This is a genomic window from Streptomyces sp. NPDC015171 (assembly GCF_043079545.1).
Taxonomy (GTDB): domain Bacteria; phylum Actinomycetota; class Actinomycetes; order Streptomycetales; family Streptomycetaceae; genus Streptomyces.
Genome location: NZ_JBIBUO010000001.1, coordinates 849,658 through 863,726 on the forward strand (window position 1 = coordinate 849,658; position 14,069 = coordinate 863,726).

Annotated in this window: 13 protein-coding genes and 1 riboswitch; of the genes, 4 read left to right on the forward strand and 9 right to left on the reverse strand. The window is 72.5% G+C overall.

Annotated features, from left to right (window positions below; genetic code table 11):
* Positions 1-11 precede the first annotated feature (11 nt).
* On the reverse strand, positions 12-452 hold the full coding sequence (locus tag ACF073_RS03905) for a winged helix-turn-helix transcriptional regulator (RefSeq protein WP_392066577.1): 441 nt from the start codon (positions 450-452) through the stop codon (positions 12-14).
* 93 nt (positions 453-545) lie between these two features.
* Between ACF073_RS03905 and ACF073_RS03910 the strand changes: the two genes are divergently transcribed.
* Positions 546-1,400, forward strand: a complete 855-nt coding sequence (locus ACF073_RS03910) for an SDR family oxidoreductase (protein ID WP_392066578.1) — start codon at positions 546-548, stop codon at positions 1,398-1,400.
* Positions 1,401-1,538: 138 nt separating this feature from the next.
* The gene (rarD, locus tag ACF073_RS03915; protein WP_392066580.1) at positions 1,539-2,495 is read left to right on the forward strand and encodes an EamA family transporter RarD; all 957 of its coding nucleotides are present in this window, start codon (positions 1,539-1,541) and stop codon (positions 2,493-2,495) included.
* Between the two features lie 71 nt (positions 2,496-2,566).
* Here rarD and ACF073_RS03920 read toward each other — a convergent pair whose 3' ends face one another.
* A complete protein-coding gene (locus ACF073_RS03920; protein ID WP_392066581.1) occupies positions 2,567-3,712 on the reverse strand; it encodes a hypothetical protein in 1,146 nt (381 codons plus the stop codon).
* A 194-nt stretch (positions 3,713-3,906) separates the two neighbouring features.
* Between ACF073_RS03920 and ACF073_RS03925 the strand changes: the two genes are divergently transcribed.
* Entirely contained in the window at positions 3,907-4,518 is a 612-nt protein-coding gene (locus ACF073_RS03925; RefSeq protein ID WP_392066583.1) for a flavodoxin family protein, read from the forward strand.
* Here the strand turns inward: ACF073_RS03925 and ACF073_RS03930 are convergent.
* From ACF073_RS03930 to ACF073_RS03945, 4 genes are all read right to left on the reverse strand, one after another.
* Positions 4,515-5,399 (reverse strand): ABC transporter permease, encoded by an 885-nt coding sequence (locus ACF073_RS03930; RefSeq protein ID WP_392066585.1) that lies wholly within the window; start codon positions 5,397-5,399, stop codon positions 4,515-4,517. The two genes, ACF073_RS03925 and ACF073_RS03930, sit on opposite strands and share 4 nt — an antisense overlap.
* Positions 5,386-6,588, reverse strand: coding sequence for an ABC transporter ATP-binding protein (locus ACF073_RS03935; RefSeq protein ID WP_392066587.1), 1,203 nt, complete (start codon positions 6,586-6,588; stop codon positions 5,386-5,388). Before ACF073_RS03935 ends, ACF073_RS03930 begins: the two co-directional genes overlap by 14 nt.
* Positions 6,589-6,622: 34 nt before the next feature.
* Positions 6,623-7,822 (reverse strand): outer membrane lipoprotein carrier protein LolA, encoded by a 1,200-nt coding sequence (locus tag ACF073_RS03940; protein WP_392066589.1) that lies wholly within the window; start codon positions 7,820-7,822, stop codon positions 6,623-6,625.
* A gap of 248 nt (positions 7,823-8,070) precedes the next feature.
* Positions 8,071-9,081, reverse strand: a complete 1,011-nt coding sequence (locus tag ACF073_RS03945; RefSeq protein ID WP_392066591.1) for a polyprenyl synthetase family protein — start codon at positions 9,079-9,081, stop codon at positions 8,071-8,073.
* 588 nt (positions 9,082-9,669) lie between these two features.
* Positions 9,670-9,849, forward strand: a riboswitch (cyclic di-AMP (ydaO/yuaA leader).
* A 4-nt stretch (positions 9,850-9,853) separates the two neighbouring features.
* On the opposite strand from ACF073_RS03945, the gene ACF073_RS03950 reads away from it, so the two are divergent.
* Positions 9,854-10,333 (forward strand): transglycosylase SLT domain-containing protein, encoded by a 480-nt coding sequence (locus ACF073_RS03950; protein ID WP_392066593.1) that lies wholly within the window; start codon positions 9,854-9,856, stop codon positions 10,331-10,333.
* 142 nt (positions 10,334-10,475) lie between these two features.
* Here ACF073_RS03950 and ACF073_RS03955 read toward each other — a convergent pair whose 3' ends face one another.
* The 3 genes from ACF073_RS03955 to ACF073_RS03965 form a co-directional block, all read right to left on the reverse strand.
* Positions 10,476-11,288, reverse strand: coding sequence for an HAD family hydrolase (locus ACF073_RS03955; protein WP_392066595.1), 813 nt, complete (start codon positions 11,286-11,288; stop codon positions 10,476-10,478).
* A gap of 243 nt (positions 11,289-11,531) precedes the next feature.
* Positions 11,532-12,734, reverse strand: a complete 1,203-nt coding sequence (locus ACF073_RS03960) for an NAD(P)-binding domain-containing protein (RefSeq protein WP_392066597.1) — start codon at positions 12,732-12,734, stop codon at positions 11,532-11,534.
* 46 nt (positions 12,735-12,780) lie between these two features.
* Positions 12,781-14,025, reverse strand: a complete 1,245-nt coding sequence (locus tag ACF073_RS03965) for an ATP-grasp domain-containing protein (RefSeq protein ID WP_392066875.1) — start codon at positions 14,023-14,025, stop codon at positions 12,781-12,783.
* Positions 14,026-14,069 lie beyond the last annotated feature (44 nt).

Here is a 14,069-nt window from a genome sequence, read left to right on the forward strand (position 1 = left end):
CGGCGGGTGACTCACGAGGCCCGGGACTGGATTTCCCGGGCCTCGTCGTATGCCTCCCGGGCCCGCTCCACCGCGCCGAGGCGGTCGTGCGTCCACTGGGAGAGGCCCCGGATCCGCTCCGCCGCCTCGCGGCCGAGGCCGGTGAGCGAGTAGTCGACGCGCGGCGGGATGACCGGCTTGGCGTCCCGGTGGACCAGACCGTCGCGCTCCAGCGTCTGCAGGGTCTGGGCGAGCATCTTCTCGCTGACGCCCCGCCCGCCGAAGGCACTGATCGCCCGGCGCAGTTCGCTGAACCGGTACGACCGCTCCAGCAGCTCGATGAGGACGAGGACGCCCCAGCGGCTGGTGACGTGCTCCAGGACGAGGCGGTAGGGGCACAGCGCCTCGGCATCCGCGACCTGCTTGCCCGGCGAGGGCTGCTCCCCGACCGTGACCTTTTTGCTTACCGTCATGCCAGTACCTTACTTGAAAGTGGGTACTTTCCAATCGAAAGCGCAGCTCCTACGGTGAGTGTCACAAGCCATCCCACAAGGAGTTTCTGAACCATGAGCATCGTCGTCACCGGAGCCACCGGACACCTCGGCCGCCATGTGGTGGAGCAGCTGCTGGAGAAGGTTCCGGCGGAGCGGATCACCGCCGTCGTGCGCGACAGGGCGAAGGCCGCCGGCCTCGCCGCCCGCGGAGTGAGGCTCGCCGTCGCCGACTACAACGCGCCCGAGACCTTCGAGGGCCTGTTCGCCGCCGGTGACAAGGTCCTGCTGATCTCGGGCAACGAGTTCGACAAGGGCCGGGTGCGGCAGCACACGGTCGTCATCGACGCGGCCAGGGCCGCCGGGGTGGCACTGCTCGCCTACACCAGCGCCCCCGGCAGCCTGACGGCCGCACTGGCGGACGACCACCGGGCGACCGAGCGGGTGCTGCTCGCCTCCGGTCTGCCGTACAGCCTGCTGCGCAACGGCTGGTACCACGAGAACTACACCGAGAACCTGGCGCCGGTGCTGGAGCACGACGCGGTCGTCCAGGCCGCCGGCGACGGCCGGATCTCCTCGGCCTCGCGCGCCGACTACGCCGCCGCCGCTGTCGCGGTGCTGACCGGCGAGGGTTACGAGAACACGACGTACGAGCTGGGCGGCGACGAGGCGTGGGGCTTCGCCGAGTACGCGGCCGAGCTGAGCCGGCAGACCGGCAGGGAGATCGCCTACAACCCGGTCTCCACGGAGGCCCTCACCGCCATCCTGACCGGCGCCGGGCTGCCCGGGCCGCTGGCCGCGATCCTGGCCGGGGTGGACGCCTCGATCGAGAAGGGCGAGCTGGTCGTCTCCTCCGGCGACCTGTCCCGGCTGACCGGCCGCCCGACCACACCGCTGGCGAAGGCCGTGACCACCGCCCTGAAGGGCTGAGCCGGGACCGCTCGGCCGGCACCTGGCATCCCTGCCTGTCATGACCGTATGGCGATACGAGCATGACAGCCGAGGGTGCCCGGCGCTACCTTCGTCCTCGCGCGTCCATGCCGGACGCGCGAGCGCGAAGGAGGGGCCGTGGCCGGGACGTCCGACGGTGAGCACCGCATAGGTCTGCTGAACGGTTTCGCCGCCTATGGGATGTGGGGACTCGTCCCCCTGTTCTGGCCGCTGCTCAAACCCGCCGGCGCCCTGGAGATCCTGGCCCACCGCATGGTGTGGTCCCTGGCGTTCGTCGCCGGGGCGCTGCTCTTCGTACGCCGCTGGGCCTGGGCCAAGGAGCTGCTGCGCCAGCCCCGGCGGCTCGGTCTCGTCGCGGTGGCCGCCGCCGTCATCACGGTGAACTGGGGCGTCTACATCTGGGCGGTGAACGCCGGCCATGTCGTCGAGGCCTCGCTCGGCTACTTCATCAACCCGCTGGTCACCATCGCGATGGGCGTACTGCTCCTGAAGGAGCGGCTGCGGCCCGTGCAGTGGGCGGCGGTCGCGGTCGGCTTCCTCGCCGTCGTCGTCCTGACCATCGGCTACGGCCGGCCGCCGTGGATCTCGCTCTGCCTCGCCTTCTCCTTCGCCACCTACGGGCTGGTGAAGAAGAAGGTCGCCCTCGGCGGCGTCGAGTCACTGGCCGCCGAGACCGCGATCCAGTTCGTGCCGGCGCTCGGCTATCTGGTGTGGCTGGTCGCGCACGGCGACTCCAGTTTCATGAACGACGGCGCCGGGCACGCCGCCCTGCTGGCCTCCACCGGCATCGTCACCGCTCTGCCCCTGGTCTGCTTCGGCGCGGCGGCGATCCGCGTGCCGCTGTCCACGCTGGGCCTGCTGCAGTACCTGGCCCCGATCTTCCAGTTCCTGCTCGGCATCGTGTACTTCCACGAGGCCATGCCGCCCGAGCGGTGGGCCGGGTTCGCGCTGGTCTGGCTGGCGCTGATCCTGCTCACCGGCGAGGCGCTGCGCTTCGCACGGCGCCCGGGCCGGCTGACCGTACCGGTGAGCCGTGCGGCGGAGACTCCCGCGTCGGCACCGGCGGACGCCTGACCCGCGGGTCCGTACGGTCGGGCGGCGTCCCCTGAGCCCGAGGGCGCACCCCCGGGCGCGGCGCCGACCGGTCAGACCTGCGCCGCCTTGGCGGCACGGTCGGACAGGCGGACCATACGGGCGCGGGCGGACTCCAGCGGGCGCGGATCGTCCGCGGCGGGGCCCGGCTCGGCGGTGAGGTCCGTCCACAGGTCGATCAGGTCGCGGCCCAGCCGCAGCCCCTCCTCGGGGTCGCGCACCGCACGCCAGGCGGTGGCCGCGCTCTGCACGTTGCCGTAGGCGGCCTCCCCGTCCCGTGCCTGGCTGCGCAGCCGGGCGACGTCCAGGGACAGCCGGCAGGCGCGGACCGGCTCGTCCCCCAGATAGGCGATGTAGGCGGACAGTTCGCGCAGGTGCAGCACCTCGGCGTGGGCCGGCCCGAACACGGCCGACGCCTCGGCGAGCGTCCGGTCGGCCAGTTCCGCCGCCGCGCCGATACGGCCCGCCCGTACGGCCTCGTTGATACGGCCCATCGGCTCGGTGAGCAGCTCCGCGCCCTCGGCGGTCTCCGTCAGGGGCCCGTCCCCGAGCACCTCCTCGGCGACCGCGTCGAACCCGCGCGGCGGCGTGGGAGTGGGGGCGGGGGCGGTATCGGCCGGCTCGAACGGCAGGGCGATGACGGGGGCCCGGGTGGCGGGGGCGGGCGTGCCGGTGCTCCGCGCGGCGGGGGCGGGCGCGACAGCGTTCCGCGCGGCCGGCACAGGGGCGTCGGCGGACTCGTCCGGCACGGGCGCGTCCATCAAGGGCACGTCCATCAAGGGCGGCGGCCCGAACTGCCCGGTCGGCATCTGCACGGTCCCCGCCCGTACGGTCCCCGCCGCGGCACCACTCGACGGCGATTGCGCCCGTGACGGCGATGACGACGGCGCCTGCGACCGCGGCGCGGCCAGCTTCACCGGCTCCCCCGTCATCCGGCTGGAACCGTCCGCCGAGACCTCCAGGGGCACCACGCAGCCCGCGACGTCGTCGTGGATCGTGGCGCGTATGGGGGCGCCGAGGCTGATCGCCAGGCGCTGGAGGTGATTCAGGACGGCCTGCTGGATGTCCTCCCCCGGTGCCGCCACGACCCGGGCCGCACCCACCGACGCACTTCCCGCGCCGAGCACCCGGACGGGCACCACCGTCGGGTGCCCCACGGGCTGCTGCGCCCGCCTCTTCTCGAAGCTGAGTCCAGCCATCGGTGTCCCTCACTCCCCCGGCGCCGCGATCCGGTCGTACGCGTCCTGCCCACCAGTGTGTCGGCTGCCCCCGGCCTCCACGTCACCACGACGTCACAGCATCGCACCAGCCGAGCCCTGGCCAAAGTTAGTTGCGCATGCATAAGATGCACACGCCTTTATTCGCGGTACGACACGACTCATCTGGGGGACCCATGAGCCGCAGCTTCCTCTTCGTCCTGGGCAGCGCCCGCACGGAGGGCAACACCGAACTGCTGGCCCGCGAGGCCGCCGCACAGCTGCCCGCTGACGTGGAACAGCGCTGGATCCGGCTCGCCGACCACCCGCTGCCCGGCTTCGTCGACCTGCGGCACGACAGCGACCACGTCCGGCCGTCGCCGGACACCAGCGCCGGCCTGCTGCTGGACGCCACGCTCGCGGCGACGGACATCGTGATCGCCTCCCCGCTGTACTGGTACTCGGTGTCCCACCTCACCAAGACCTACCTGGACTACTGGTCCGGCTGGCTGCGCACCCCGGGCGTCGGCTTCGAGGAGACGCTGGCCGGCCGCACCCTCTGGGGCATCGCCGCGCTGGCGGACCACGAGCCGTCCGTCGCCGACCCCTACGTGGGCACCCTCAACAACTCGGCCGCCTACATGAAGATGCGCTTCGGCGGCGTTCTGCTGGGCAACGGCAGCGCACCCGGTGACGTACGCAAGGACACCGACGCGCTGGCGCGCGCCAAGACGTTCTTCGCGCAGGACGCGCCCCTCGCCCGCTTCCCCTACGAGACCGCCGGTGTCCAGGCCGGCGCGAACAGCTAGGCGCTGATGTCCTTCGCCGTGAACCGCGCCCAGGCCGCCGATCCGAACACGGCCGCGTAGAGGGCCTGGAGGCCCAGGTTCTTGACGAGGTCGTCCCAGTAGACGGGGTCCCGCATCAGATCGGCGAAGGACAGCCAGTAGTGCGGGAACAAGTAGGGCTGCACCGCGTGCAGCTGGGGTATCTGGTCGATGATCTGCACGGTGATGAGCAGGCCCACCGTGGTCGCCATCGCCGCGATGCCGCTGTTGGTGAGGGTCGACACGAATAGGCCGAGGGCCGCCACTCCGATCAGTGAGGCCGCGACGGCCAGGGCGATGAGCAGGGCGCGGCCGAGCCCGTCGGCGAAGCTGATCCGGGTGCCGGAGATCGTCGTCAGCTCTCCCAGCGGGAAGAGCAGCGCGCCGGCGATCAGCGCGGAGACGGCGACGACCAGGGTGGCCAGCAGGCAGAAGGCCATCACCGTCGTGTACTTGACGAGCAGCAGCCGGGTGCGGCCGGCCGGGGCCACCAGCAGATAGCGCAGGGTGCCCGCGCCGGCCTCCCCGGCGACCGCGTCGCCCGCGACGACGCCGACCGCCATCGGCAGGAAGAACGGCAGGGTCGCGGCCAGCGCGGTGAACACCAGGAACAGGCCGTTGTTGGTGATCTGCGAGATGAACGCCGGGCCCTCGCCACTGGCCCCGCCCGCCGGGCCGCCGCCCCGGGTCTCGATCTTCACCGCGATCCCGACCAGCACCGGCACCGCGGCCAGCACGCCGAGCAGGGCGAGGGTGCGCCACCGGCGGACGGTGGTGACCAGCTCGCTGCGCAGCAGCCCGAAGGTCCACAGGGGGCTCGGCCCGCGTACGGCGTCCGGCTGGAGCACATCAGCCCGCGACATCGAATCCCTCCCCGGTCAGCGCCACGAACGCGTCCTCGAGCGAGGCCCGTTCGAGCGTGAGGCCCCGGACGCGGACGCCCGCGGCGACCAGGGCCGCGGTCACCTCGGCGAGGTCCCGCTCGGGCGGTTCGCCGGTGACGCGGTCGCCGTCGGCGGTCACGTCCCCGACGCCCAGCTCCTTCAGCACGCGGGCCGCGTCGGCCGGGTCCGGGGTGGTCACCACCAGCCGGCCGCGCGCCCCCGCGGCCAGGTCGGCGACCGCGCCCTGGGCGATGAGCCGCCCCTGTGCCATGACCGCCGCGTGCGTGCACACCTGCTCGATCTCGTCGAGGAGGTGGGAGGAGAGGAAGACGGTCGTACCGTCCGCGGCCAGCTCTCTGATCAGGGTGCGGATCTCGCGCATGCCCTGCGGGTCGAGGCCGTTGGTGGGCTCGTCCAGGACGAGCAGCCGGCGCGGCTGGAGCAGTGCCGCGGCCAGCCCGAGGCGCTGCTTCATGCCGAGCGAGTACGCCTTCGCCTTCTTGCCCGCCGCGGCGGGCAGGCCGACCCGGTCCAGGGCGGCTTCGACGCGGGCACGCCGGGTGCGCGGGTCGGCGGTCGGGTCGGCGGCGTCGTAGCGCAGCAGGTTGTCACGGCCGGAGAGGAAGCCGTACAGGGCCGGGCCCTCGATGAGGGCGCCGACCTGCGGCAGGACCGTGCGGGCCGCCTTCGGCATGGGCCGGCCGAGCACCCGGACCGTGCCCGCGGTCGGTTCGATCAGGCCCATCAGCATCCGGATGGTGGTGGTCTTCCCCGAGCCGTTGGGGCCGAGGAAGCCGAAGACGCTGCCCGCCGGGACGGTCAGGTCGAGACCGTCCACGGCGAGCTGTCCGCCGCGGTAGCGCTTGGTGAGACCCCGCGTGGCGATCACGCTCGCCCGGTCCGCCGCCCCACCGGTGTCCGGCGCACCTGCTCGGTCCAGGCCCGGCGCACCTGCCCGGTCCGGGTGGGGTGCGCCGGCTCGGTCCGGGCGGGGTGCGCCGGCTCGGTCCGGATGGGGTGCGGCGGTTCGGGCGCGGTCGGGTACGGCGGCCGGGGGACGCGCGGGTGCGCGGTCCGGTACGCCGTTCGAGGGGCGCGCGGGCGCGTTCTCGGGCGCGCGCTCCGGGGCGTCCTTCGGGTCACGCCGCGCGGAGGACGGTTCGTCCATCGGCTCCCCCCTCGATTCGTCGTGCCCGGACGGGTCACTTCCCCGCGTCGGCCGCCTTCACCAGGGCGTCCTTGGTCACCGCGCCGGCGTACACCTTGCCGTCGTCGGTGATCAGGGCGTTGACCAGGCGGGTGGAGAAGACCGTGCCCTTGCCGAACTTCCCGGAGACCTCGTCGCCCAGGGAGCCGAGGAAGCCGCCGAGGTCACCGCCCTGGGAGCCGGTCGGCAGGCCGCCCTTGGCGCCCGTGTCGAAGGTGGCGACGGAGGTCCAGCCCTTGCCGAGGACGTTCAGCCCGGCCATGCCCCCGGCTACGTCCCCGCCGTGCTCCGGGGTGTGCCGCGGTGCCTCGGCGGCGTCCCGCTCCTCGGTGACCTTCGCCCCCTTGGGCGGGGTGAAGTCGAAGGCGGAGGCGGCCGGCCGGGCGAAGGAGACCTGGGTGAAGCCCGCGTCGACCACGGCGGCGCCGCCGCTCTTCGGGGTCAGCGTGAACTTCAGCGGCAGGCCGGTCCTGGCGTCCACGGCGATGCTGATGGCGCCGACCGTGGTGCCGGACTGCTTGGGCCGGATCAGCAGCTTGTAGGCGTCGCGGCCGGCGACCTGCGCGGTGCCGTCGACGGTGACGGACGTGGTGTCGTCCACCGACTTCAGCGCCTCGTCGGCGAAGTCCTTGGGCGTGGCCGGGGGCTCGGCACCGCGGCCCTTGCCGGAGCCGGCGGCCGTGGAGTGGAAGACCTGGTTGCTCTTGCTGTCGTAGCCCCAGACGTTCTTGCCGTCGTGGATCAGGCTGTACTCGGCGCCGCTCTCCAGCAGCGAGAGCTTCTGCCGGTCGGGGCCGTCGGCGGCGACGCGCAGGGTGTGCGTTCCGGTGACCAGCTCGGTGAGCTTGGTCTGCGGGTCGGCGGAGGAGCCGTCGCCCGAGCCCCGGGCGGCGCCGGAGAGCAGGCCGTTCTCCAGGCCGCCGAGGTCGGGCAGGCCGAGGTCGGTGCTGATCTTCACCGTGCCGGACAGCTGCTGCACGTCCGACTTGGCGATCTTCTCGATGAGCTGCTGTGCGCTGATCTTCGGCAGGTCGGGGTCGCCGGAGTCGGCGAGCGCCGGGACCAGCCCGATCGTGGCCGCCGCCACCCCCACCACCGCGACCGGGACCGCGTACCGGGCGGCCTTGCGCCGGCCGGAGGGCGCGTCCTCGTCCCGGGCGGCGCTCAGTGCGTCGTCGGATTCGTACGGTGCCATGTGTGCCTTACCTCCGTCGTCGGCGGCGGCTGTCCTCACGCTGGTCCACCTGAGCCGCCATTCTCACCCGAATCGGTGAGGAGTGGTGATTTCCGTGGTTTCCATCTGACCAAATCGGCCGTGAGGAAGCGTCAGACCGTGGAGCCAACTGCGTCTACTCCTGCGGTATGACATAGGAAGGCGACATCTCCACCCGACCCGTAGGGGTCGGGCCGGGGGGGTGCCGTGCGCGGCGGTGTCCGGCCGGGTCAGCCGGCCCGGTGCACCACCGCGTCGCACAGCTCCAGCAGCGCCGCCTTGGCGTCGCACTCGCGCAGCGGGGCCAGCGCGGCCCGCGCCTCCTCCGCGTACCGGACGGTGTCCCGGCGGGCCTGCTCCAGCGCGGGGTGCGCGCGCAGGGCGGTCAGCGCCTCCGCGTGCCGGCCGTCGTCACTGAGGTCGGAGTCCAGCAGCTCGCACAGCGCGAGGTCCTCGGCGAGGCCCAGCCGGGCGGTCCGCTCGCGCAGCCGGAGCACCGGCAGGGTCGGGACGCCCTCGCGCAGGTCGGTGCCCGGGGTCTTGCCGGACTCGTGGGAGTCGGAGGCGATGTCCAGGACGTCGTCCGCGAGCTGGAAGGCGACTCCCAGCCGTTCGCCGTACTGGGTGAGTACGTCGACGACCGTCTCGTCCGCGCCGGACATCATCGCGCCGAACCGGCACGCCACCGCCACCAGGGAGCCCGTCTTGCCGCCGAGCACGTCCAGGTAGTGCTCGACCGGGTCGCGCCCGTCCGAGGGACCCGCGGTCTCCAGGATCTGACCGGTGACCAGCCGCTCGAAGGCCAGGGCCTGCACCCGGACCGCCTCGGGGCCGAGGTCGGCGAGGATCTGGGAGGCGCGGGCGAAGAGGAAGTCGCCGGTGAGGACGGCGACGGAGTTGTCCCAGCGGGTGTTGGCGCTGTCCACGCCGCGCCGCACGGCCGCCTCGTCCATGACGTCGTCGTGGTAGAGCGTGGCGAGGTGGGTCAGCTCCACGACCACGGCCGACGGCACGACGCCCGGCGCGTAGGGGTCGCCGAACTGGGCGGCGAGCATCACGAGAAGTGGCCGGAAACGCTTCCCTCCGGCCCGTAGGAGGTGCTGCGCGGCCTCCGTGATGAACGGGACCTCGCTCTTGGTGGCCTCGAGCAAGCCTTCCTCGACAGCCGCCAATCCGGCCTGGACATCGGCTTCCAGAGCCTGGTCCCGCACGCTCAGCCCGAACGGCCCGACGACGGTCACGAGGGGTCTCCTGTCTGCTGGTGTCTGCTGGCGATTACGCGGTTTGTCGATAGGTCGTTGCCCTCACTCAAGTCAGCGTATCCGGTCCCGTTTCGATCACCGATAGCGCCCACCGGTCCAGCCCGGGCGGTATCGGACCATGACCGCCATGGTTTTGATCAGATGGTAATAACGGACATTTATCGACTTAACAGTAATCCGAGCACCGTGTCGTGACCTCTCCAGGCCCCCCTTTCGGTCACTCTCCCCCCATCGACCACTACGGCAACGACACGCACCACATCCCGGCTTCCACCATTAGTCCGACTTCAGGCGTGAATCCCTCTAATCCCTCATGTCTGATTTGCAGGGTTTTGCCATTTCGTGAATTGGGTCACTCGCCCCAGGGGTCCACTTCACTCCCCCGGACCCCCACCACCCCTTGCCGCGTCGGCGAGTTGAGGATTGGCAACCGCAAAGGATCAAGCGCCTCATACGGCGTCGATCAAGGTCAAATGGCGCATTGCGTGAATCCGGTACTTGTTCCCGACATGTGCGGTCGCATACGTTCCGGGCCGTCGGGCGGACGCCTAATCCTGCCGCCGCCCGCATAACCCATCGACGAACTCATTCGTACGGCAGGAGCGGGGGACCCAGGTAAGCCGCCGGACCGGAACGGCCCATGCCGCACCGGAACGGCTCGGGGTGAAGCCGTGCCCTCCCCAGGCACGGCCGGGCACCTCCCCGCCCGAACCCGACAGCTCACCTCGTAGGCGCCGGAGAGGAATCCCCCATGCTCGCTGCCGCTCAGCACCGCCGCACCCGCCTCGTCCGCACCCTCGCCGCCGTCGGATCCGGCGCGGCCCTCCTCGTCCTGCCGCTCATCGGCGCGACCAGCGCCTCCGCGACCACCGGCACCACCACGACGGCCGCCACCACCCCCGCCGGATACCCGAACAACCTCGACGGCTGGATCCGCGAGTCGCTCGCGATCATGAGCGAGAAGAAGATCCCGGGCACCTACAACGGCATCTACCGCAACGTCATCCGGGAGTCCTCGGGCAACCCGGCGGCCATCAACCTCTGGGACTCCAACGCCGCCAAGGGCATCCCGTCCAAGGGCCTGCTCCAGGTCATCGACCCGACGTTCAACGCCTACCACGTCGCCGGAACCTCGTTCGACATCTACGACCCGGTCGCGAACATCACCGCCGCCTGCAACTACGCGGCCGCGCGGTACGGCTCGATCGACAACGTCTTCAGCGCGTACTGACAGCCGCGGGCCGGCACCCGGCAGGCCCGGCCGGCCGGCACTCGGCCCCGACACCCGGCAGGCCCGGCCGACCGGCACCCGGCCCCCGGCAGGTCCGATCGGCCCGATCCGCCCGATCGGCCGGTGGCTACTGAGGTGCCGGTCAGTCGGTCGGGAACAGTCTTTCGAGGACGACGGCGATGCCGTCGTCCTCGTTCGACAGGGTGATCTCGTCGGCCACCGCCTTGAGTTCGGGATGGGCGTTGGCCATGGCGACACCGCGTCCGGCCCAGCCGAACATCGGGATGTCGTTGGGCATGTCGCCGAAGGCCAGCGTCCGCGCGGCGCCGATCCCAAGTCGTTCGGCGGCCAGCGCGAGGCCGGTCGCCTTCGTCACCCCGCTCGGCTGGAGTTCCACGGTGCCGGGCCCCGACATGGTGACCGTCGCCAGCGAACCCACCGCCGCGCGCGCCACGGCCGCCAACGCGTCGTCGGACAGGGACGTATGCCGCAGCAGCACCTTGCTGATGGGCGCGCACCACAGGTCGTCGCGGCGGGCGACGCGCACCGCGGGCAGGGTCGGGTGGGGCATCCGGTAGCCGGGCTCGATCAGCGTGAGTCCGTCCACGCCGTCCTGGTCGACCGCCGCGTAGACCTGCCCCACCTCCGCCTCGATCTTGCCGAGCGCGGTCTCGGCCAGTTCCCGGTCCAGCCGAACCGACCAGAGCAGGCGGTCGCCCCCGGCGTCGTAGACCTGCGCGCCCTGCCCGCACACCGCGAGCCCGGTGCAGCCCAGGTCCGCGAGGAGGGGCCGTACCCGCGGGGCCGGGCGGCCCGTCACCACCAGGTGCCGGGCACCGGCCCGCGCCACCCGCGCGAGCGCGGCGAGCGACCGGTCGGAGACGGTGTCGTCGCCGCGCAGCAGCGTCCCGTCCAGGTCGGTGGCGATCAGTGCATATGCGGGGGTGGGTGCCATGACCAGAGAATACGGACACGGCGGCCCCCCGACTCACCTGCCGTTCCACGCACTTACGTGCTGTTCGCCCCCAAGTGGGGTCTGTAGGTGCCTTGATGGCGGTGTGGCGGCGGCTCGGCCAGGTGCGGCGGCGGCTCGGCCAGGTGCGGCGGTGGCTCGGCAGGGTGCGGCGGTGGCTCGGCCGGTGCGTCCCCGCGCGCCCAGGAGCGGGCGGGCGGGGACCGCGGCTGCCGGCGCCGCCGCTCAGCCGTGGGCGGCGGCCAGGTGCCGCGCCAGGCGCGGGGAGGCGAACTCCGTACCGCAGACGAACCGCATCACCGGACCGTAGGACGACGCGGCCGGCAGGCCGGTGAAGTACAGGCCGGGCACGGAGGACACATAGCCGGGGCCCAGCCGGGGCGTGCCGCGGCTCACCGCGAGCCGGGTGCGCAGCCCGTGGCCGAGGAAGTCCATCGCCGCGATGTCGACGCGATAGCCGGTCGCGGCGATGACATGGTCGGCGATGAGCCGTTCGGTGTGGCCGGGATGGGCGCGGACGGTGAGCACGGGGCTGCCGTCCCGGATCTCGGCGCCCTCCACCCGGGAGACGTCCCGCACCTGCACGGCGCTCTCGAAGCGTTCACGCAGCCACCAGGCGCCGAGCGGGCCGAGGACGCGGCGGACCAGGTGGTGGCGGACGGCCTCGGGCAGGTGGCGGTAGGAGTGCGGGTAATAGCTGAGCGCCCACAGGGACCAGGCGCGGCCGAACGGGGACTCGGGACGGAACCTCGGCTGCTTCCAGGGCGGGGCGCCGAAGGCCACCCGGCCGCGGCCGCGCGCGACCACGCGCACGCGTGCGCCCGCCTCCGCCGCGAGCGCCGCCGTCTCCAGCGCGGACTGGCCGGCGCCGATGACGATCAGCTCCTTGCCGGCGAACCGGCCGAGATCATGGTGCTGCGAGCTGTGCGAGACGGGGCCTGCCGGGGCGGGGCCGCCGGCCGCGGCCGGTGCCAGCGCGGCCGGCAGGTGGGCGAGCCCGGACAGGCCGGTGGCGACGACGACCGCGCGCGCGGTGAACAGCTCGCCCGAGTCCAGCTTGAGTTCGAAGCCGCCGCCCGGGCCCTGGTCGACGGAGACGACCCGCACCCGCTCCAGCTCGGGCACCAGCTCGCGCTGGAACCACTCCCCGTAGGCGATGAAGGTCTCCACCGGGATGATGTCCTCGTCGGTCACCAGCCGGCGTGTCCCGGCCGCGTCGCAGTAGTCGGCCAGGGTGTGGCCGGGCTGCGGGCAGTCGAGGCTGGAGGCGGCGGGCGTCGACTTGAGGAGCATGCCCTGCGGCATGTGGGCACGCCAGCTCACCATGGGATCGCCGAAGACACGGACGGGGATGCCGCGCGCCCGCAGATGGGCGGCGGTGGACAGGCCGAACGGCCCCGCCCCGATCACTGCTACCGGTCGGATCACGAAGTCCCTCCCCAGGACGCGGTACGCCACGCTGTCGTGGCCTTGCCTACTTCGTGGCGGTGCTGCCGCCGCGGCGGCTGGTCCGCCACAGCTGATAGAGGTGCTTCGCGCCCGGGCGCACGAAGCGGGCGAGCATCGTGAGGAACGGCAGCGGGTCGTCACCCGCGAGCCAGGCCAGCTCCGTGCCGCTCGGCCTGGCCGGCGCGTGCGGTGTGGTGTAGCCGCTGCGACGGTAGGCGAGGAGGGCGGGCAGGTCGATGTTCTCCACGATGTAGCGGTGGCCGGCGCGCTGTTCCCCCTCCGGAACAGCGCGGCCGGTCAGGTGCAGGTGCATCGCACGGACGACGTCCACGCCCGACTCGTTCTCGAAGAGCCGGAACTGCGCGCCCATGCGCGGGTTGAAGTCGAGCAGCTTGTACTGTCCGTCGCGCCGGTCGAAGCGCAGGTCGAGGTCGATGATGCCGCTGAAGCCGATCTGCTTGATGAAACGTGCGGCGAGGTCGGCGAGTTCCGGGTTGTCGACGACGTACGCGTTCGCCGTCATGCCCGCGTGCGGCGGCCAGGAGCGGACCTTGACGCCGGTGAACAACGCGAGCGGGCTGGAGTCCTGGTCGAAGCAGGCGTGCACGATCCAGTCCTCGGCCTCCTCGCGCGGCAGGTACTCCTGGAGGATCACCCCGGGCTCCGCGCCCCAGTCGCGGGCCAGACCGAGCAGCCCCGCGCGCGTGCCGATCTTCGTGGTGCCGTTCACGGCGGGCCGCCGGCGCCGGACGAACGCCTCGCGATTCTTGGCCACCACCGGGAAGCGCGCCGTGTCGGCGAAGGCGACGATCTCCTCGTACGAGCGCGGGAACACCGCCGCCGGGCTGGCGATGCCATGCTCCGCACACAGTTCGTGCAGCCCCTGCTTGCTGGCCAGCCGGCGGGGCAGCACGGGGTCCACGCGCGGGAACAGGAAGGGCCCGGCCAGGTCGCCCTGGTGCTCGGCGATCAGTACGGCGGCCTCCTCGTCCGTCGGGATCAGGACGGCCGGGCGGCCGATCCGGCGGCCGATCCGCAGCAGGCCCTCGACGAGCCTGCCCGGGTCCTCCGCGCCGGTCGTGGGCCATACGAACGCCCTCTTCAGATAGCGCGAGGAGGCGGCCGGCGTGTACGGGTCCTCGGTGATGGCGTACATGGGCACGCCGAGGCGGCCCAGGCTGCGGATCGCGCCGACACCGCCGTGGTGCAGCGGGTAGCCACCGAACTTGACGATCAGCCCGGGCACCTCACGGTCGGCCACCACGGGCACGCTGACGACGCTTCCGGCCACGGGTCCCCCCACGTGTCCCCCCA